Origin of the sequence: Phaeodactylibacter sp., assembly GCF_040219495.1 — a bacterium.
GTDB lineage: Bacteria > Bacteroidota > Bacteroidia > Chitinophagales > Saprospiraceae > Phaeodactylibacter.
In genome coordinates this window covers 90,390-109,365 of the sequence record NZ_JAVJSK010000079.1, presented here as the reverse complement: position 1 = coordinate 109,365, position 18,976 = coordinate 90,390, and the positions used below count along the sequence as shown (strand labels likewise).

15 protein-coding genes, 2 tRNA genes and 1 pseudogene are annotated in these 18,976 nt (G+C 52.7%); 11 read left to right on the top strand and 7 right to left on the bottom strand.

Features of this window, described 5'->3' with window-relative positions; genetic code table 11:
* Positions 1–498 precede the first annotated feature (498 nt).
* Both RIC19_RS11775 and RIC19_RS11770 read left to right on the top strand, forming a co-directional pair.
* Positions 499–690, top strand: a complete 192-nt coding sequence (locus tag RIC19_RS11775) for a hypothetical protein (protein WP_350178517.1) — start codon at positions 499–501, stop codon at positions 688–690.
* Positions 691–920: 230 nt separating this feature from the next.
* On the top strand, positions 921–1,136 hold the full coding sequence (locus RIC19_RS11770; RefSeq protein ID WP_350178516.1) for a PspC family transcriptional regulator: 216 nt from the start codon (positions 921–923) through the stop codon (positions 1,134–1,136).
* An 8-nt stretch (positions 1,137–1,144) separates the two neighbouring features.
* On the opposite strand, the gene RIC19_RS11765 is transcribed toward RIC19_RS11770, so the two are convergent.
* Together RIC19_RS11765 and RIC19_RS11760 are read right to left on the bottom strand one after the other, a co-directional pair.
* On the bottom strand, positions 1,145–1,810 hold the full coding sequence (locus tag RIC19_RS11765) for a DUF4159 domain-containing protein (protein ID WP_350178515.1): 666 nt from the start codon (positions 1,808–1,810) through the stop codon (positions 1,145–1,147).
* Positions 1,811–1,813: 3 nt separating this feature from the next.
* Positions 1,814–2,518 carry a 16S rRNA (uracil(1498)-N(3))-methyltransferase gene (locus tag RIC19_RS11760; protein WP_350178514.1) on the bottom strand — a complete coding sequence of 235 codons (705 nt, stop codon included), beginning with the start codon at positions 2,516–2,518 and terminating at the stop codon, positions 1,814–1,816.
* A gap of 338 nt (positions 2,519–2,856) precedes the next feature.
* Here RIC19_RS11760 and rseP point away from each other — a divergent pair, with 338 nt between their 5' ends.
* From rseP to RIC19_RS11745, 3 genes are all read left to right on the top strand, one after another.
* Complete coding sequence (rseP, locus tag RIC19_RS11755; protein ID WP_350178513.1) at positions 2,857–4,197, top strand: RIP metalloprotease RseP; 1,341 nt, start codon at positions 2,857–2,859, stop codon at positions 4,195–4,197.
* Between the two features lie 145 nt (positions 4,198–4,342).
* A tRNA-Leu gene (locus RIC19_RS11750) sits at positions 4,343–4,426 on the top strand.
* Between the two features lie 12 nt (positions 4,427–4,438).
* Positions 4,439–4,522 (top strand) — tRNA-Leu (locus tag RIC19_RS11745).
* A 122-nt stretch (positions 4,523–4,644) separates the two neighbouring features.
* On the opposite strand, the gene RIC19_RS11740 is transcribed toward RIC19_RS11745, so the two are convergent.
* Both RIC19_RS11740 and RIC19_RS11735 read right to left on the bottom strand, forming a co-directional pair.
* The gene (locus RIC19_RS11740; RefSeq protein WP_350178512.1) at positions 4,645–5,751 is read right to left on the bottom strand and encodes a ligand-binding sensor domain-containing protein; all 1,107 of its coding nucleotides are present in this window, start codon (positions 5,749–5,751) and stop codon (positions 4,645–4,647) included.
* Between the two features lie 164 nt (positions 5,752–5,915).
* On the bottom strand, positions 5,916–6,422 hold the full coding sequence (locus tag RIC19_RS11735) for a leucine-rich repeat domain-containing protein (protein ID WP_350178511.1): 507 nt from the start codon (positions 6,420–6,422) through the stop codon (positions 5,916–5,918).
* Positions 6,423–6,532: 110 nt separating this feature from the next.
* Between RIC19_RS11735 and pgm the strand changes: the two genes are divergently transcribed.
* A complete protein-coding gene (gene pgm, locus RIC19_RS11730; RefSeq protein WP_350178510.1) occupies positions 6,533–8,173 on the top strand; it encodes a phosphoglucomutase (alpha-D-glucose-1,6-bisphosphate-dependent) in 1,641 nt (546 codons plus the stop codon).
* Between the two features lie 68 nt (positions 8,174–8,241).
* On the opposite strand, the gene RIC19_RS11725 is transcribed toward pgm, so the two are convergent.
* Both RIC19_RS11725 and RIC19_RS11720 read right to left on the bottom strand, forming a co-directional pair.
* Positions 8,242–10,440, bottom strand: a complete 2,199-nt coding sequence (locus tag RIC19_RS11725; protein ID WP_350178509.1) for a hypothetical protein — start codon at positions 10,438–10,440, stop codon at positions 8,242–8,244.
* A gap of 127 nt (positions 10,441–10,567) precedes the next feature.
* The gene (locus RIC19_RS11720) at positions 10,568–11,578 is read right to left on the bottom strand and encodes a hypothetical protein (protein WP_350178508.1); all 1,011 of its coding nucleotides are present in this window, start codon (positions 11,576–11,578) and stop codon (positions 10,568–10,570) included.
* A 205-nt stretch (positions 11,579–11,783) separates the two neighbouring features.
* Between RIC19_RS11720 and panB the strand changes: the two genes are divergently transcribed.
* The 5 genes and pseudogenes from panB to RIC19_RS11695 all read left to right on the top strand — a co-directional run bounded on the left by panB (position 11,784) and on the right by RIC19_RS11695 (position 17,470).
* Positions 11,784–12,599: a 3-methyl-2-oxobutanoate hydroxymethyltransferase gene (gene panB, locus RIC19_RS11715; protein WP_350178507.1), complete on the top strand. Its 816-nt coding sequence runs from the start codon at positions 11,784–11,786 to the stop codon at positions 12,597–12,599.
* Between the two features lie 91 nt (positions 12,600–12,690).
* Positions 12,691–13,725, top strand: a complete 1,035-nt coding sequence (gene mltG / locus RIC19_RS11710; RefSeq protein ID WP_350178506.1) for an endolytic transglycosylase MltG — start codon at positions 12,691–12,693, stop codon at positions 13,723–13,725.
* 79 nt (positions 13,726–13,804) lie between these two features.
* A complete protein-coding gene (locus tag RIC19_RS11705; RefSeq protein ID WP_350178505.1) occupies positions 13,805–15,667 on the top strand; it encodes a patatin-like phospholipase family protein in 1,863 nt (620 codons plus the stop codon).
* A gap of 36 nt (positions 15,668–15,703) precedes the next feature.
* Positions 15,704–16,402 (top strand): hypothetical protein, encoded by a 699-nt coding sequence (locus RIC19_RS11700; RefSeq protein WP_350178504.1) that lies wholly within the window; start codon positions 15,704–15,706, stop codon positions 16,400–16,402.
* 84 nt (positions 16,403–16,486) lie between these two features.
* Positions 16,487–17,470, top strand: a pseudogene (locus tag RIC19_RS11695) (potassium channel beta subunit family protein).
* A 58-nt stretch (positions 17,471–17,528) separates the two neighbouring features.
* Here the strand turns inward: RIC19_RS11695 and RIC19_RS11690 are convergent.
* Positions 17,529–18,974: a pyridoxal phosphate-dependent decarboxylase family protein gene (locus RIC19_RS11690; RefSeq protein ID WP_350178503.1), complete on the bottom strand. Its 1,446-nt coding sequence runs from the start codon at positions 18,972–18,974 to the stop codon at positions 17,529–17,531.
* Positions 18,975–18,976: the final 2 nt, after the last annotated feature.

Below are 18,976 nucleotides of genomic sequence, written 5' to 3'. Positions count from 1 at the left end.
CAACTATTGCCTCAAAGGCTGTACCGCACCGTCTCCTCCGTAAACAACACTCCTCTACCTGCACAACGCAGGCCGTTTACAACCACCGATTTCTAAGACAGTATTGGCCAGGTACGATAGCGTACCCTGCAGGCCCTGAGGGGCATATAAATGATTACCGGGTAATGCCCCGTTATCATTGTGCCCAATGTATGCCTGCACCAAAGGTAAGGCGACGCCCTTGCCCTGCTACTCCTATGCCTGAATAGCCCGTGCCTGACGCACGGCGCTAAAGGGGCAAGCTATGCCTGCTCCTCATGAACAGCCTCAACGGTAACGCAGGCTGATAGCCCATACTGTGCCTTGTCGGACCCTTTCTCCTCGTCAGGTGCCTGCACTTGACAAGCCCCCCCTTTGCCCTGTCGGAGCGCTTAAACGCCCCGCCGGGAAAGCCCCCCTATTGCTCAACCGCAAGCTGCAGCCTGCCAGTGCTGCCATTGCAACAAACAAAACACCATCATGGCACGTAACAAGTCCAACATCGAAACCATCATTATTGCATTGCTCCTCGTTTTCGGCGCTGCCGGCGCTTTCTTTCTTTTTTCCGGATCTGAAGACGGCATAGGCGAACCCAGCCACTCCCTGGAGAATGGCGCTGCCGTTTATGAGCAGGTTTCTATGAATCATTCCGCTACTGCAATAGCAGAATAATCAAAGGCTCAGCCCGGCAGCGATAATTTTTCTGCCGGTTCTTTAATCCTTAAGCCTACTTTTTTGTTAGTGATTTGTTGAATAACAAACGCAGGGGTGATCTATGCCTTTTTAGACCGGAATCTCGCCTGCTGGCAACGTATACAGCCATAACCTCGTTAAAGAGTTGTACCTTAACGCTGCTGCTGTATGTGCTTGAGTTGCATTCAACATCACCAAAAAACGGGCTTATGCGATATGTGAAAGATTTAATGGAAAGATCAGCATTTGGTGTATGTAGCTACCTTGGAGACAAAATGGGGATAGCTTCCGCCCGGGTGCGCCTAAACTTCATCTACATTTCCTTCGTAGCACTCGGCTCCCCGGTCATCCTGTACATTTTTGTGGCTTTTTGGCTCAATGTACGGGACTACATCCGGCGGAAGCGATCTGTCATCTGGCAGTAGGCCCCCTGCTATTGCTGAAAGGCAAACTGAATAATGTTGGCCCCCATCTGCAGAGCCCTGCGGCGGATAGGCTCCGGGTCGTTGTGGACGTCTTCGTCTTCCCACCCGTCGCCCAGATCAGACTCAAAGGTGTAGAAACAAATCAGCCGCCCTTCGTGGAACAGCCCAAAGGCCTGAGGCGGCTTATCGTCGTGCTTGTGCACTTTGGGGAGCCCGTTCTCAAATTCAAACTTCTGTCGGAAAATCTCGTGCTCAAAGGGCAGCTCCACAAATTCCTGCTCCGGGAATACTTTTTTCATGGCTACCCGCACGTAGGGGTCCATCCCGTAGTTATCGTCAATGTGCAGAAACCCGCCACCCAGCAGATAGTTCCGTAAATTCTCCGCTTCCGCATCAGAGAACACCACATTACCATGCCCGGTCATATGAATGAAGGCATAGTCAAACAGCTCCACGCTGCCGACTTCCACGTCTTCGTAGTCGGTATCAAAGTCCGTCCCTAACTGCGCGTTGCAAAAAGATGCCAGGTTGGGCAACGCAGTCGGGTTGGCGTACCAGTCGCCCCCGCCGTTGTACTTAAGTAATCCCATCTTAAGGGTCCCGGTACCGGGGTTTTCCGGCTTAACGAATGCCAATGAAACTATTGCAAAGAGCACGACTCCTATTCTCAACATGTATTAAGCATTTAATAAGTGAACAGTATGGCAGGCGACAAGCGCCGCTGTTTCGGTCCGCAACCGGCTTTCGCCTAAAGCAACCGGGGTAAAGCCGGCTTTTACAGCCGCCTCCGCTTCCTTGGGGCTAAAGCCGCCTTCCGGCCCAATCAACAAACAAACGTCTTGCCCGGGCATGTAGTTTTGTTTTAAGCTCCCCTTAACGCCATTCCCAAGGTAAGCTATATACCGGCCTGCTTCACCTGCCGGTTGCTGCAGAAAGGCATCGAAAGGAACAAGGGGGTTGAGCTGAGGCAGGAATGCTTTTACCGACTGTTTGGCTGCGGAAAGCGCGATTTTTTCCAACCGCTGCAGTTTCAGCACCCGCCGCTCGGAGTGTTCACACAGCAGTGGCGTGAAGGTATCCAGGCCTATTTCGGTGGCTTTTTCGAGCAGCCACTCCATACGGCTGATATTTTTAGTTGGAGCCACAGCCAAATGCACGCGGTAAGGGCGTTGCCCGTAGTTTCCCACCCGTGATACGATCCTGATCCGGCACCGTTTTTTGCCCGTCTCCGCGACGATGCCTTCGTAAAATCCGCCCTGCCCGTCAATAAAGCGGATGGGGTCGCCCGCTTTAAAGCGCAACACCTGCACGCAGTGACGGGCCTCCTCTTCCGGAAGCTCTGCTGTTTCTCCCTGTACCTGATCGGTAAAAAAAATGTTCATATCCTCGGTTTACTGATCCTGTGGGTTTCGTCTTGAAATCCACGGCGCTAATATAATATTTAACTACCTTTGCCCGCTTAGAGCGCGTTGGGACTTTAGTAATCGGTCTGAAAACTGCAATTTTTTGCTTATACTTCGTTCCGGAAATCCTTCCCGCAAACTGCGGGACAGGCTATTTAGCTAAGGCTAAACTCCGGTTTTCCGCCTCGTATAAACAAAAAATTGCTGGTTTTTGACTGGAAGACCAAAATCCCAACACACTCTTAACGACAACATAACCCGGAGAAAGCTGTTTTTTGTTGTACAACATAACCAACCTCCAAGGAAGAACGTAATATATGGACTACCTGATCATGGGCGGGCAACTAATGCTTAGCCTTTCAATTTTGATTGTGCTGCACGAATTGGGGCACTTCCTGCCTGCCCGCTTATTTGGGACGCGGGTAGAAAAATTCTACCTCTTTTTTGACCCCTGGTTTGAGCTCTATAAGAAAAAAGTCGGCGATACAGAATACGGCATCGGCTGGCTCCCGCTGGGTGGCTACGTCAAAATATCAGGTATGATCGATGAGAGTTTTGACACGGAGCAGATGAGTCAGGAGCCACAGCCCTGGGAGTTCCGGTCCAAGCCAGCCTGGCAGCGCCTGATCATCATGCTGGGCGGCGTTACCGTTAATTTCATCCTTGGTTTTTTACTCTACGGCTTTGTGTTGTGGGCTTACGGGCAGGAGTACCTCCCCAATGACAACCTGGCGTACGGCATTCAGGTCGACTCTCTCGGTGCTGAAATGGGCCTGCGCGACGGCGATCATATCCTTAGCGTGGGGGACGCTCCTTACGAGCAGTTCAACGACCGCCTCGTGGTGCGCGAGATCATTATCAATAATGCTGATCAGATCACCGTTGAGCGCGACGGGAAGGAAGTCCAGGTCCCTATTGACCCTAAGTATGTCACGCTGCTGTCCAGCTATGAGTACAAATCCAAAGTCCTCTTTTACCCCCGTATGCCCTTCAAAGTCAAATCGGCAATGGAGAATAGCCCGGCGGACAAAGCAGGCATTCAGGCCGGTGACCAAATCATCGGGCTCGATGGGCAGCCCACCCCCTGGTTCATTGACTTTGCGAAAGCGATTCAGGGCAAAAATGGCGAAACGGTCGACCTCAAGGTACTCCGCAAATCCACGGATACACTGCAAGTTAGCCTGACCACCACTGAGACCGGCATGATTGGTGTGGAGCGCGTCAGTGCAGGTGAGCTGTTTGGTACCAAGCGCAAAGAATACAGCCTTGCACAGGCCCTGCCTGCGGGCGTAAAAAAGGGATGGACCTTCCTGGGCGATCAGGTGAAAGCCTTTGGGCAAATGTTTAGAGGGCGCATCAAGGCTTCCGAAAGCCTGGGCGGCTTCGGCACGATCGGTTCCATGTTTGGGAACGAATGGCTCTGGGAACGCTTTTGGACGATGACGGCCGTGCTGTCGCTCATCCTGGCCTTTATGAACCTGCTGCCAATCCCGGCACTTGACGGGGGGCATGTGATGTTCCTGCTCTACGAAATCATTACCGGCCGTAAGCCAAGCGACAAATTCCTGGAGCGGGCCACTATCGTCGGGTTTGTCCTGGTGATCGGGCTGGTCCTGTACGCCAACGGGCTGGATATTATCCGTAGCTTTTTTGGCTAGGAATACACTGACTATCAGTGATAAAGCAAATAGGGTGTTGTTCAATGGAACTTTTTTCACCCTATTTGCTTTACAAATCCAAAATACTGCTCTATATTTGCATCCGCAATTGATGAATTGCAGTGTCGGTTAACCGGCAGTTTTTGCCGAAGTGGCGGAATTGGTAGACGCGCTGGATTCAAAATCCAGTTCTCGCAAGAGAGTGCGGGTTCGATTCCCGCCTTCGGTACGATAACTTAAAGCCCGCGTGGCGGAACTGGTAGACGTGCATGATTCAGGTTCATGTGTCCTTACGGACGTGGAGGTTCGAGTCCTCTCGCGGGCACCCCTAAAGCCTCAAGACTAAGTCTTGGGGCTTTTTTTATTGTGGCTGCCCTGAAATGCAATATGCGCCACGCCCGGCTAGCGTTGCCCACTTTGCCTGACCGTCAAGGTCCCAACACGCTCTTATTCCCAAGGCCCATCTTCTGTTACTGCTGTGAAGCTTTCTTTGTCATATCGAAACAAGCCGCCCCACCCTCCAAACCAGAATCTGTTTTCTCTGTCTTTGTAAATACTCAAGATGGACCCCTTTGAGAACAATTCCTGACCGTAATGTGTAAAATTCTCCCCATCATACTTGTACACACCATTATTCTCTACACCAAACCAAATGTCTCCGTTACTGTCCTCAAAAAAAGCACTGACCTCAACACCACTTATCGCTCCATCTTTCGTGAAATTGGTGAATTTTTTTCCGTCAAACTTGCTGAGCCCGCCCCAATACGTACCTATCCATAAAAGCCCTTTTGAGTCTAGCAGTATTTCATGGATTGCGTTGTCGGCAAGTCCGTCTATTGTCGTATAATGTGTAAAAGAACGACCATCGTACCTGCAAATACCAAAGCCATCTGTGCCCAACCATAAGTTGCCCTCTTTGTCTTCTGCAATTCCGATTATTCTATCCGGAGAATAGATGGTACTGTTTGTATCAACCTGTGGTTTGGGGATTGAGATGTTTTTAAATTCCTTCCCGTCGAAACGGCTCAGGCCTTCGTTGTGACCGATCCAAAAGATTCCCTTGGAGTCAATTATCAAACTCCAAATCTCTGCATTTAATAAGCCCTCTTCTTCGGTGAATACAGTGAATGATTTCCCATCAAATTTATTTAATCCGGCACTTGTTGCAAACCAAACATGACCGATGCTGTCTTCTACAATGCCCGTCACTCTTCCTCCGCTAAACCCTTCCTTTTCTGTGATATAGGTTAGAGTATCTCCGTCATATTTCATGAGGTCATATATATTGGTCCCAAACCAAAGGTTTCCTTTGGAGTCTTGAAATATTTTGCGGAGGTGCTGACATAACTGTCCGTCAATAAAAAAGAGAGCGTCCCTAACTTTATGGGTTTCAATCATAGTTGAGTCCTGAGACATATTGCTTTCTATTGCTGATGGGGCCTCTTGCCCATTACACGAGGTCATTGCCAGCAAAAGTGGCCCTATGATTAATGGTTTTATGACGTGTAGTAATATGCTGCTTGCTTTCATTTGGTAAGGATTGGCTTCGTTCATTTTTAGGGTAGAGGTAAGCGAACTCGATAATGCAAGTATTTCATCACCTCACATTCCAAATATACAACATTACCTCCAACCAATAATCGTATGCCAAAGCTCAAAGTTTCCGGATATACCAACGGCAACAACCCGATTACAGTCTCCCCCAGGTCCGCACTAACTTAATAAACAACCACCATTTCCGGGTTAGCCCGCTTAAATGCCATGAAAGCTGCTTTTAGCTGATCTGAAAAGTGGTTCTGCTCTATACAGATCATTTCAAGGTTGGGGTTCGTCTTCATCCAGTTCAGGATTGCGCTTCCTCCTTCGTCGCCTATTCCGCAGCCCACTAATCCAACTTCACGGATGTGAGAGGGCAGACTTTTGGATAAAGCGATGGCACCGGTGTCTCCAATTTGATCGTTGTAGCTAAAACTTATTGACCTTATTCGATCAGTACCGTCGCCCTTTCCTGGTTGGAGTACCTCAGAAATGCCCATAACCTCCTCCGGCTTCAAACTAAGGCCCCTCAAATTCAGGGTGCCGGCCTGATAACCGTCACTTTCAAGTGCCTTGGCTTTTTCTATACATCCCGGGTTACCGGTTTGCCTTAATACTTTCGCTATCCTTTTATTCATCAGCTGAGTCGTTACCCCAATTATTTTATCTGACAAGTCCAATGCACCCATTTCGCCAACATGCTCTCAATCAGCAATCAAGCTTTCCTCAAATGTAAAAAAAACTTGCACACCCGCCCCCTGTCCCCTATTTTTAAGCCTCATCAAACCCACACCGCTCTATGGCCATCCACCCTAATGCCGGCAAACCGGCAACCACCGGCGACCTGATCAACCTCCCCCGCCTCATCACCAAATACTTCACGGAGCATCCGGACCCTGCCGAACGCGGGCAACGCGTTTCCTTTGGCACTTCCGGCCACCGGGGCTCGTCCCTGCATTGCTCGTTCAACGAAGACCACATCCTGGCCACCACACAGGCCATTTGCCTGTACCGGGACAAAGAAGGCATCACCGGGCCGGTTTTTATGGGTATGGATACGCACGCCCTCTCGGAGCCTGCTCAGGTCACGGCTTTGGAAGTCCTGGCTGGCAATAGCGTCCCTGCCCGAATAGCGCCCAACAACGAGTACACGCCTACTCCGGCCGTCAGCCACGCTATTCTGACCTACAATCAGGGGCGGACGAGCGGACTGGCCGATGGCATTATCATCACGCCTTCCCACAACCCGCCTCAGGATGGCGGTTTCAAATACAATATGACCAATGGCGGGCCTGCCGAAGGTAGCGTGACAGCCTGGATTGAAGCCAAAGCCAATGAAATTCTGGAGAACGGGCTGAAGGCTGTTAAACGAATGCCCCTGCAGCGGGCGCTGAGCGCGGAAACTACAGACACCTATGACTACCTCGGGGCTTACACCGCTGACCTCGATCAGGTGATCGACCTGGAAGCCATCAAAAACGAAGGGCTGGAAATAGGCGTAGACCCGCTTGGCGGTGCCGGCGTACAGTACTGGGGGCGTATTGCAGAGCGCTATGGCATCAATCTGAATATTGTAGATACGCAAGTCGATCAGACATTCCGCTTTATGTCGCTCGACTGGGATGGCAAAGTGCGCATGGACCCGTCTTCCGCTTATGCCATGCAGCGGCTGCTGTCGCTCAGGGACCGCTTTGTGGTAGCTGTAGCTTGTGATACCGACTACGACCGCCATGGTATCGTTACCCGCAGTCAGGGGCTGATGCAGCCCAACCATTATCTGGCCGTAGCCATCGACTTCCTGTTCCAAAACCGCCCGGGCTGGTCTGCGGAAACGGGGATAGGCAAAACTCTCGTCAGCAGTCAGATGATAGACCGGGTCGCTCAAAAACTGGGGCGGAAACTGGTAGAAGTCCCTGTGGGCTTCAAGTGGTTTGTGGATGGACTGTACGATGGCAGCCTCGGCTTTGGCGGAGAAGAAAGTGCCGGCGCTTCTTTTCTGGACCGCAAAGGGCGGGTGTGGTCTACGGACAAGGACGGTATCATTGCAGCGCTGCTGGCGGGCGAAATCACGGCAAAGACCGGTAAAGACCCTGGAAAAATCTACGAAGGCTTTACTGCTGAGTTTGGGGCGCCAGTATATGCTCGCATTGATGCGCCTGCCACTCCTGAGCAGAAAGACAAGCTCAAAAAGCTCTCCGCCAGCCAAATTACCTCTTCCGAGCTAGCAGGTGAAAAAATTGAAGCGAAGCTGACCGAAGCACCGGGCAACGGTGCGCCCATCGGTGGGCTCAAGGTCACCACCGCCAATGGCTGGTTTGCAGCCCGCCCTTCCGGCACCGAAGATATTTACAAGATTTATGCCGAAAGCTTCAAGGGGGAAGCGCATTTGAAGCAATTGCAGGAGGAAGCACAGCAGGTGGTCAATGCTGCCATCCGTTAACACAAAAAGCCGTCAGCACCAACTTTTTAGTACTGACGGCAGGGAGTCATACGTTCATGAGGGCAATACTACTCAGGCGCTAATGCAAAAGCATTGCTTACTGTACGGCGGAAGAAGTTACCGGCATGGGTACCGTCGGTATGCAAACCGATCACGGTAAGTTGTTCTGAGAACGCGGCTTTGCTTCCACACCCGGACAGCAAACTGCCCACCGAGAAGTCCGCGCGGTATACACCATAGGAATCTAAGGTATACGGAGCTTTATCGCCGGTGACCACTCCTCTGGCATCACCCAGCGTAAAGTGATTGCCCACGCTGTTTGCCCGTCCGCGTTCCAGATTGAACTGGAATAGCCCGAACCCCTGTGGATGAGTGGCTTCAAAGGCAAGCCCAACCTGCTGACTGACGCTCTCGTAGCCCAGAAAGCCACAGCTGCTCATGGCGTCGAGGTCTCCGTCCAGCGAAACCCCAAAAATCCCGAGATCCGGCCGTTGGTTGTCCAACCGCATACGGAACTGAAAGACGGCTCTTCCTCCAGCCTGACTGATGTAGGTAGCAGGGGCAGCCATAGTGGTATTGCGGTTTGTGGGGTCAGGCACCCGGAAGAATTCGGGATTGACATCTGCCAGGTTGCCGTCCTGATCCAGGAAGCGGATGCGAAACTCATAAAGCCCCTCTCCATCGAGCCCCTCCGAGTTGATTTTGGCAATAGCGACCCGGTCATAGCGCGACCACCGCGCCGAAGGGTCCGCCGATGCAGGCTGCCCGTCAACGCCTGCCAACTGCGGATCAAGTGGCGGAATGCGGTAAGCCCGCTGCCCATTCACATTGAAAGGCCCCAAGTTGTAATATTCGTATTTGAAATCAAGCCCGTCCTGCAAAACATAGCGGCGGTTAAGTGCTCCGCTTTCCAGGGTCTTCCAGGCCCCAAAAGGACTATTGACGATCTGTAGCCCGGCATTGTGAGTCCGTCGGTACTGCACCTGGAAGTATTGGATGTTAGCAGCAGGCAGCCCATCCCCAAACTGTGCATAAATAGGGATCGTACCGGTAAACGGCCGTACAAACTGATTAGCAAGCGCCGGGCTGAAAGTCCCCAGTCCGTTTGTTTCGTAATTGGTCAGCCCTACCGTCCTGAAATCACTCCGCCCGGGCAGCACGATGCTATCGTCCAAGCTCTGTGCAATACGCAGGGGGGAAATATGGGTCCCAATAGCCCGGATGGCGACAGAGGTGCCTTCCAAAATACCGCCGCAGACGGGTGGGATGCGATTGTCCGAAAGCTGAATATCAATATCTTCTCCGCATGCGTAATCCCAGTAGGTCGCGCAGGGCACGCGGGGGCGGTAGACCGTTGTTAAGGTGTCCCCGATTGGGTATTCCACCCAGATGTAGACATCCGGCTGATCCCACTGATGCCAGATGCAAGCCTCGAATCGCCCGTTCTGATCGGTCTCCACAACAGCAACTTCGTCACAGCGGTACAGCCAGGGCCAGAGGTAGGGCAACCGACAGAAATAAGGGAAGAAAACGGGGAAGTTATTGGTCAGTACTGCCCGGAACTGCCCGGCATCGGCTCGCTGGATTTGCTGTTGCAGCAACTGTAGCTGAGTGGCGCTTTCCAGGCTCACGTTGGTCTGCAACCGGTTGAGCATAAGCGGTTGCATGGTGCTTTCGGCAAGCTGCAGCCCTAAATCCGGGCGAAAAGGCGGTGGATCAGGCAAAGGGCGTGGCGGCTCTGGAATAGGAATGGGGATAGGAATGGGAACAGGGATACGGTCAATCAGGTCGCGGCGCAGGCGTTCAAGCAGGTCGGGGTCGATGCGCTCAATCCACCATCTGATCCGGTCTACTTCACAGATATGCACCACGGCATTGCAAACCGGATAGGTCTCCAATTGCCCCTCGACATTTGCGCGGTTGGTGATGCGCCCGCGGATACAACAGCGGCGCCACCACCAGAATTGACGAATATGATCAGGAATGCGCTCGAAGACCAGCCCGCCGTCAGCATTGAAACGGAGGCGGGGCTCGAAAGCCAGGCGCCGTTCCAGCTGCTGTATGCTGAGTTGGGTTAAGTCTATGCCTGATTCGGGTTCAGGGAGGATAAACACCCGAGCCCGGCGAAGAGCTTTGGGGTCGGCATCAAAGTAAACGGTATGCTCGCCCTTGATTTTCCCTTTGCAGAGCAGGCGCCCATCCGAACGGTAAGCTAATGCGGTCAACGGCTGCTTTGTGTCCGTTGGTGTTTCACGGTGCTTTGCCATGATTCTTGGTTTTTGGGAGTTGGAGTAATGGGATTTTCACTCATTGATCCGCCGAAAAAACCAAGTGTTACAGATTGTACGTTTTTTTTAATAAACAAAAAGGCTTGCGGCCCAATTGCAACAAGCTCTAATTAAAGTTGATATCCCGGGTAAATATACCATTTTCCAGCGTGTCGCGAGCTTCGCCGCCCAATCGTACACCTCTCCTAACCAGCTGATAGCGAGACGTGAACACGCCTAAGCCTTCTTCCACATTAGTATAGATCGGGATATTCTGAGCTGAGGTAATACCCGTGTTGGCCTGTTCCACCAAGACAAAATCCCTGAACTCCTCCCCTGCTCCCGTGATCACGATATCGATAAAGTCAAACACCCTGACTTCGCCTTGGCTCGGTGGGATAGCGCTGCCGAGAAAAGCAAAGAAAGATTGTCCGGAAATATCCACTTTTTCCCGTTCGCCGTCGGGGTTGTCCCGAAGCACAGATTTGTTAACAACCCATTCCAGCGTTTTAGCGACCGGTTCTTCCATTTGCCCAGGTATGACTTCCCGGTAGTGGATAATAAAGCGGACATCAAAGATCAGGGCTTCCGGGCCGGGCCGCCAGGAAACGGGCAGAAGCTGATTATAGCGCCAGGTGTTGATGTTGTTAGAGGGTGAAGAGCTGACTGAATCAATTGGGCTGAGCACAATAGTCGTAGCAGTCGCCGGCGGTAGTTCATCCCCCCGGTCTACCCGCAAAAAGACTTCGTTACCGCCTTCCAGGTCCGCTTCCTCAGCACTTATTTTGTAGAGGATGTTCGGTGAGTTTGAAAAAACACCTTCTTCTTTATCGTAGCCTTCCTCTTCTCCATTCACCCGCTCGAGCACGAAAGAAGTGCCCTTGGTGCGGTTTTCGAGAGTGACTGCAACGTCACTGTAATAAATTGAATCGTTGATTTGCGCAACTTGCAGCGCATCGCCACCGGGCTCAAGAAAGGCCTTTTGGACCCGGATATAGTGTGCAGAATCCTGTACGTTCAGAAAACCGTAAACAATAGGAATATCTTTCCATTCTGCCTCCAGGTTCACTTCGGTCGAGCAGGCACTCCAGCCCGCAACCAAAACAAACAGCAATACGATAGGCTTCAATAACTTCATGCTCAAAATTTATATGCAGTAACGATTTAGAGCGACAAAGGTAAACTAAATCCAAACAATAATACAAACACCAAAACAAGGCATTGACGTTTGAAAGACCTATTTACCGGTTGTCCCTTTGCCTACATTCTGCCAAAGGGAGGGGAATATTTTTCTGGCACAGAAAATAGAGCCTATATTGTGGCTCCAAACAAACCTGGAACGCATGTCCGTCAACAAAGAAGTAAAAAGGATGACCACGCACGTCATCCAGGAAATGAAAGATCGGGGCGAAAAAATCACAATGCTCACCGCTTATGATTACTCCATGGCTCGCATTTTGGATGAAGCCAATATTGATGTCCTGCTGGTGGGCGACTCCGCTTCCAACGTTATGGCCGGGCACGAAACGACTTTGCCCATCACACTCGACCAGATGATTTACCACGCCTCCTCGGTAGTCAGGGCGGTCAAGCGGGCATTGGTGGTAGTGGACCTGCCCTTCGGCTCCTATCAGGGCAACTCCCGCATCGCGTTGGAATCGACCATACGCATCATGAAGGAATCGGGGGCTCATGCCGTCAAGTTGGAAGGCGGGGCGGAGATACAGGAATCCGTCCGCCGCATCCTTTCGGCTGGCGTGCCAGCAATGGGCCACCTCGGGCTCACTCCACAGTCCATTTATAAATTCGGCACCTACACGGTTCGTGCGAAAGAAGAAGCAGAAGCCAACAAACTGATCGAAGATGCCAAACTGCTACAGGAGCTCGGGTGCTTCGCTATTGTACTCGAAAAAATCCCCGCCAAACTTGCCAAACGCGTGACCGAGAGCATCAGCATCCCTACTATAGGTATTGGTGCCGGGCCTGATGTAAGCGGACAAGTCCTGGTCTCTCACGACCTGCTGGGCATCACCAAAGATTTTAAGCCCCGCTTCCTGCGCCGCTACCTCGATTTGTTCGATGAGATCAAGCGGGCCGCGGAGCAATACGGTGATGATGTCCGCTCCGGAGACTTCCCGAATGAAAAAGAGCAGTATTAGGATAGCCACACACAAGCCGGACTGCAATTTTCTGAAGGAAAGTGCATCGCCCGCCTGAGCAACTCCTGATGAGTTCTAAATCACTGACACTATGAAAAAAACGGTAAGCATAACACTATTGGTACTAGCCGTCGCCATCATTGGAACAGGGCTGTACCTTTATAACACCTTTATCGCAAAGGCTGCTGTGCCCAAAGGGCTGGAAAACTACATCATCAAGGTTCCGACAAATGCCTCCTTTGAAGAGGTGGTCCAACGGCTAAAGTCGCAGGGGTACCTGCAAGATGAGCCGGTCTTCCGGGTGCTGGCTGACCGGATGGCTTATAACCGCAATCCCATGCGGGCCGGAAGGTTTGAGCTACAGGCGGGCTGGAGCCAAATTGAGCTCATCCGGCACCTTCGCAACGGGCCTCAGGCCCCCATCGACCTGGTCCTGAACAACGAGCGCCTGATCGAAGAGGTGGCGGGTAAAGTGGCGGGCTTTCTGGAGCAGGACTCCCTGGCGTTCTTAACCCTTATGCAGGACGAAGCCTACCTGGACTCCATTGAGTATACCCCGGAAACCCTGATGAGCCTGTTTATCCCCAATACCTACGAGTTTTACTGGAATACAACGCCGGAAGCATTCATGAAACGGATGCTCAGGGAGCATGACCGCTTTTGGGGGCAAAACGGCCGAATGGCTAAAGCCGACAGCAGGGGCATGTCGGCAGCTGAAGTCTACACCCTCGCCTCTATCGTAGAACGGGAAACCCTGGTGGGCAGCGAGAAGCCCCGTATGGCAGGCGTTTACCTCAACCGGCTGCGCATAGGCATGCCGCTTCAGGCTGATCCCACTGCCGTGTTTGCTAGACGGGATTTTGAGACACCAAGGGTGACCGACTACCACACGAAGTTCGACTCCCCTTACAATACCTACATGTACGCCGGGCTCCCTCCCGGGCCTATCTCTATGGCGTCTATCTCCAGTATTGATGCGGTGCTCAATGCCGAAGACCACGACTACCTCTACTTTTGTGCCAAAGGCGATGGCTCCGGGCTGCATGCCTTTGCCCGCACCCTGTCCGCCCACAATCAAAATGCCGCCATCTACCGGGCCAATTTGCGCAAGCGGGGGCTGCGATAATTGGGTTGCTCCATTTCCAAAAAAGCCCTAGCTTTGGTGAAGCGGGTACGATGCCCGTTTCCTAAACCTCAAAACAATCATGGCTGAACAACAGAATGTCTTCAAAATAGGAATTGCAATGGCAGGAGCTGTTTCTGCCGGAGCTTACACAGCTGGCGTCATGGACTACCTGTTGGAAACCCTCTCCAAGTGGGAAGGTGCCAAAGAGCGCAATAAGCAACTTGGCAAAGATCACCCCGAATACGACCATAGTGTGCCCATGCACGATGTGATAATCGATGTTATGGGAGGTTCATCCGCCGGGGGTATGACGGCAGCCATCACCACCCTTGGGCTGTTCGAAGGGCTGCGGCCAATCAACGAAGACAACCCACACAAAGAACAGAATAAACTCTATGAAGCCTGGGTCAACCTCAACGATCAGGGAGATGGCAAAATGTCGACCCTGCTGCAGATGTTGCAGACCGAAGATATTCAGGAAAATGGCGGTGTGATTTCACTGCTCAATTCCCAGCCTATTGACCAGATTGCCAACCGGGCAGCAGAGCTCAATCGGATCTCCAAACTACCGGACTACATTTCACCTGACCTGGAAGTGATCCTGACCATTACCAGCCTCAGGGGCATCCCTTTGGCGGTCAACTTCTTTGACGAAGTCAAGAAGGAACGCGCCTTCACCGAGCCGCCTAAACCGGCCCACCGGATGTACCTGCACAAAGGGATCGCCCACTTCAAAGTTGACACTTCCGGCGTTACCGGTACCGCATATGCTCAGCCCAGTCACACGCTGTCGTTCAACCCGGAAAACGAGGTAGACCGCATGACGTTGCTACAGTGCGCCAAAGCGACCGGTGCTTTCCCGCTCGGCCTGGCGCCCCGCCACCTGACCAACACGCAGACGCCTTACATCAAAGCCATGGTAGACCGTATGTTCTCGCCCCAACGGCATGAAGAAGGTACCTTGCCCAATCAGGGGCTGCGGATCGAAATCGAAGAAGACACCTTTGATTTTTATGCCGTAGACGGCGGTACGGTAAACAACGAGCCCTTCGGTGAAGTCATCCGGGCCCTGGAAGAAAAGTGCCAGAATGATCCGGGGCAGAACTACGCAGTCCTGATGATTGACCCTTTCCCTAATTTTGAAAGTGAAGCCCAGCAGGACCGGGACGAAACGCCCAAACTCATCGAGCTGGTGCCCAAAGTGCTTGGAGCCATCCGCGGGCAGGCTATGATGAAGGAAAGCGACCTCGTGGGCGGGCTGTCCTCTGACCATACCCTGCGTATGATTTTCCCATCGCGGCGGGAAGCCGACCAGAAGGACCCCTACCCTATTTCCTGTGGCTCCCTCGACGGCTTCGGTGGTTTTTTCAGCCGTGGCTTCCGGGAGCATGATTTCGAGCTGGGGCGGCGCAATTGCCAGAGCTTCCTGCGCAATTATTTCTGCATTCCAACGGAAAAAGCCAACAAAGACAGCGTATTCCGGGACTGGGATGCGAGCGATGAACGCCATAAGCGCTTCTACAGCGAATCCGTGGATGGCTACCCCATCGTGCCTGATATGAATTTCGACCGCCGCAGGGAGGACAATCAGGAGATCCCCTTACCGCCAAGACAGCGCCTGAAACCCGCTGAGCTGCTGAGCATTGAAGGCAATATCCGCCACCGTCTCCGGGAAGTGTTGTTGAATGTGGACAAATACGAAAAACCAGAGCCCGTACCCGAGCAGGAAGCCCTGAAAGAGCAGGTCCGGCAAATCCTGGAAAGCCACAACCACCAATCAGTGAAGCCCAGCCTGATGGGCAACTTCATCACCTGGCTCCTCAAAGGGGTCTGGAAACGCTGGGGCGCAGGTATTGCCGCCAACCGGGCCACGAATATGGTCCTGAATACCATCCTTGCTGATTTCCAGAAACGAAATTTGCTGGACCGCGACGGGCAATAAAGCCCGGAGAATTGAGTTTTTCCATAAAAGCTATTTATGCAGAAAATCGGATTTCTTCTGGCAGCTTGCTGTCTGGCCGGTAGCCTTTTCGGGCAATCGGAGCTAAGCTTCGGTGTGGAACTCTACCCTAACATCAGCCACCGCCGCCTCGTCGCTCAACTCAATGACGTGGACCCGAACGAAACCCAGCGACTGGAAAACCTCGAAGTGTCCCGGTTTTCCTACTCTGCAGGGCTTATGGCACAGTGGCGCACCGAACGTATCGCATTCAAAACGGGCGTGTACTTCGTCGAAAGCGGCTATCAGACCCGGCGCATGGAGGTCGACCTGCGCGACGACATCCCGGACGGTGCCGAGGATCAGCGGATCAATTATGTGCACTACTTTATTGAGCTGCCCGCCGAGCTGCTCTTTTACCAAACCCTCGATGACAAGAACGATTTCCTCTTTTCTATGGGCATCTCGATGGCGGTCAATATTGCCAACCGGGAACGCATCACCTACTACACCGACGACATATCAGAACGGGTATCCGAAACACCGGAAGGCGATAACTTTTCAGGCCTGGGCTATAGCTTCATCTCCGGTTTGGGCTGGGAGCACCACTTCGAGGGATTCTCCACCATCATCCAACCCACCTTTCAGTTTTGGCTGGGCGGGCTGCTCAATGACCCGCTTGCACAGTACAACCGGAACTTGTACGCAGTAGGTGTGCGAACCGCGGTAATGTTTTAGAGCGGGTTGGGCAGAATATGCTAAACAAAGCCATTCCGGTACGGGTTGAGTTGAAAGACAAAACAACCAATTCAATCTATGGAAATGCAATACCGCCGGCTCGGCAACTCCGGCTTACAAGTCAGTGCGCTTTCGCTTGGCTCCTGGCTCACGTTCGGGAAGCAAATTAGCGATGATGTGGCTGAGTCTCTTATGGTGGCGGCCTATGACCGGGGCGTCAATTTTTTCGATAATGCGGAGGCCTATGCAGGTGGGCAGTCCGAAATTGTGATGGGCAATATCCTCGCTAAACAAAACTGGGACCGCACCTCCTACGTGGTGTCCAGCAAAGTCTTCTTTGGCGATGGTGGTAAAAAGCCCAATCAGACCGGGCTGAGCCGCAAGCACATTTTTGAAGCCTGCCACGCAGCACTGAAACGCCTGTAGGTCGACTACCTGGACCTCTTCTTCTGCCACCGCCCGGACAAGAACACGCCCATTGAGGAAACCGTCTGGGCCATGAACCACCTCATACAACAAGGAAAGATCCTGTACTGGGGCACCTCCGAATGGTCAGCCCAGGAAATCATGGAAGCTCACATGGCAGCCCAGCGCCTAAACCTCATCGGCCCTACCATGGAGCAGCCACAGTACAATATGTTCCACCGGGAAAAAGTGGAAGTGGAGTTCAGCCAGATCTATAAGACCGTCGGGCTGGGCACAACGATTTGGTCGCCCCTGGCATCCGGCGTCCTGACTGGAAAGTACCTGAATCAATTCCCGGAGGGCACTCGTCTGGGCATGGAAGGGCTGGAGTGGCTCAAGGACCTTAGCCTGACCGAAGACCGCCTGGAAAAAGTGCGGAGCCTCAGCAAAATTGCTGATGATATGGGCACGAGTATGCCCAAACTCGCAGTCGCCTGGTGCCTGAAAAACCCCAACGTAAGTACCGTGATCCTGGGCGGCTCGAAGGTCCACCACCTGGAAGAAAACATAGATGCCCTGGAACTGCTGCCTCAACTAACGGATGAAGTGCTGAACAAAATCGAAGGGGTGCTGGAAAACAAACCTAACCATCCTCCATTTTAAGAGGAGTACGAAATTTGGCAAGAGCAGCCCAAAGGGTACAATCCCAACAAGCTCTAAATCATTGCTCTTGCAATTCCGGAGCCTTACTGGCAATAAGCGTCAGTAAGGCTTCTATATCTTCCTGCGAAGTATGTGGATTGGTGAGCGTAACGCGGAGATAGCTGTGGCCTTTCAGTTGGGTCTGCACGATGTAAAACCGCCCATCTTCCAGCAAGAACTGCCGGATAGCGCTATTGAGCCGGTTCAACTGCGTAAGACTTGCCCCCGGTGACTTATACCGAAAGCAAACGATATTGCAGCCCGGCTCAACGGCCAGTTCAAAATCAGGATGTGCGCGGACCAGCGTGGCGAAGTGTGCGCCGTTTTCCATCACCCGGTCCAGATAAGCTTCCCACAGTTCAAAGCCATAGGTGCGAAACAACGCATAGACCTTAACGCCCATCATCAGCTTGGTACACTCGAAGGTCCGTTTGGCCAAATTGTACCACTCCTGTTCGGTCTGTCCCTCCCAAAGGTACTGCGCCCGCTGACTGAAGGTTTTGTAGCTGTCGGACTCTTCCCTGAAAATCAGTGCTGTAGCCAGTACGGGAGTCAGAAGCATTTTATGAAAGTCCATCGCCACGGAGTCTGCCCGCTCCAAACCAGATACCACTTGCCGGTGCTGAGGGGAGAGTGCCAGCGCGGCCCCGTGGGCACCATCTACATGAAGCCATAGGTTTTCGGCTGCACAAAAATCCGCCAGGGCATTCAGGTTGTCGAAGGAACCGGTTGAAGTAGAGCAGGCGCTACCAACTACTGCAATCACTTCCAGCCCTTCCGCCCGTGCCTTTGCCAGATACGCTGGCAGTAATTCATGCCGCATTCGGAACTGCGCATCAACAGGTATTTTCAGGATCCCGCCCTCGCCCCAGCCCATGATGCGCACCGCACGGTCTACGCAGTAATGCGCCTCCTCGGAGACCATCAGAGCAAAGCGTGCACCTTGCTGCCCTACTGTCCATGCCGCACTTTGGTTTTTGATGGCGCGGGCAGCCAGCAGAGCCGTCAGGTTGGCCAGAGTGCCCCCGGAAGTAAGGACACCTCCGGCTTGCTCGCTGAAGCCCATTTTTCGAGCCACGGCCTTAACCACCTCCTGCTCTATAGTGGAAGCAGCCATTCCCATTTCGTACACGGCCATCCCATTGTTCAGCAAGCCATCGACCAGGCTGCCTAGTGCGGCCAGGGGTGCAGGCGGGCACACCTGATGCCCCATATAGCGGGGATGCTGTACCTGAACGCTACGGGATAAAACCTCCTGGAAAAACCCGATAGGGCTGCCAGCCGGGCTTCGGAGGTCTTCCTTCCAAAAGGCGGCTTGTTCAGCCGGTGGCAAGTAAGGTATGGCCCCATTTTGCCTGCCCTGAACGGCCTGCAAATGGTCAGCGAGGAGGTCAATTAACTGATGCCCGGTTTCGCGGAACTGCTCCGGGTCAAAGGCTGATTGGAGGATGTCGTTAGTTTGCATAA

Excerpts from the sequence above, each read along its gene's own strand:
- RIC19_RS11735 (WP_350178511.1), bottom strand. The coding sequence starts at position 6,422 with ATGGGTGCATTGGACTTGTCAGATAAAATAATTGGGGTAACGACTCAG.
- RIC19_RS11765 (WP_350178515.1), bottom strand. The coding sequence starts at position 1,810 with ATGTTGAGAATAGGAGTCGTGCTCTTTGCAATAGTTTCATTGGCATTC.
- RIC19_RS11690 (WP_350178503.1), bottom strand. The coding sequence starts at position 18,974 with ATGCAAACTAACGACATCCTCCAATCAGCCTTTGACCCGGAGCAGTTC.
- rseP (WP_350178513.1), top strand. The coding sequence starts at position 2,857 with ATGGACTACCTGATCATGGGCGGGCAACTAATGCTTAGCCTTTCAATT.
- RIC19_RS11720 (WP_350178508.1), bottom strand. The coding sequence starts at position 11,578 with ATGAAGTTATTGAAGCCTATCGTATTGCTGTTTGTTTTGGTTGCGGGC.
- RIC19_RS11775 (WP_350178517.1), top strand. The coding sequence starts at position 499 with ATGGCACGTAACAAGTCCAACATCGAAACCATCATTATTGCATTGCTC.
- RIC19_RS11770 (WP_350178516.1), top strand. The coding sequence starts at position 921 with ATGCGATATGTGAAAGATTTAATGGAAAGATCAGCATTTGGTGTATGT.
- RIC19_RS11725 (WP_350178509.1), bottom strand. The coding sequence starts at position 10,440 with ATGGCAAAGCACCGTGAAACACCAACGGACACAAAGCAGCCGTTGACC.
- RIC19_RS11700 (WP_350178504.1), top strand. The coding sequence starts at position 15,704 with ATGCAGAAAATCGGATTTCTTCTGGCAGCTTGCTGTCTGGCCGGTAGC.
- RIC19_RS11705 (WP_350178505.1), top strand. The coding sequence starts at position 13,805 with ATGGCTGAACAACAGAATGTCTTCAAAATAGGAATTGCAATGGCAGGA.
- pgm (WP_350178510.1), top strand. The coding sequence starts at position 6,533 with ATGGCCATCCACCCTAATGCCGGCAAACCGGCAACCACCGGCGACCTG.
- mltG (WP_350178506.1), top strand. The coding sequence starts at position 12,691 with ATGAAAAAAACGGTAAGCATAACACTATTGGTACTAGCCGTCGCCATC.
- panB (WP_350178507.1), top strand. The coding sequence starts at position 11,784 with ATGTCCGTCAACAAAGAAGTAAAAAGGATGACCACGCACGTCATCCAG.
- RIC19_RS11760 (WP_350178514.1), bottom strand. The coding sequence starts at position 2,518 with ATGAACATTTTTTTTACCGATCAGGTACAGGGAGAAACAGCAGAGCTT.
- RIC19_RS11740 (WP_350178512.1), bottom strand. The coding sequence starts at position 5,751 with ATGAACGAAGCCAATCCTTACCAAATGAAAGCAAGCAGCATATTACTA.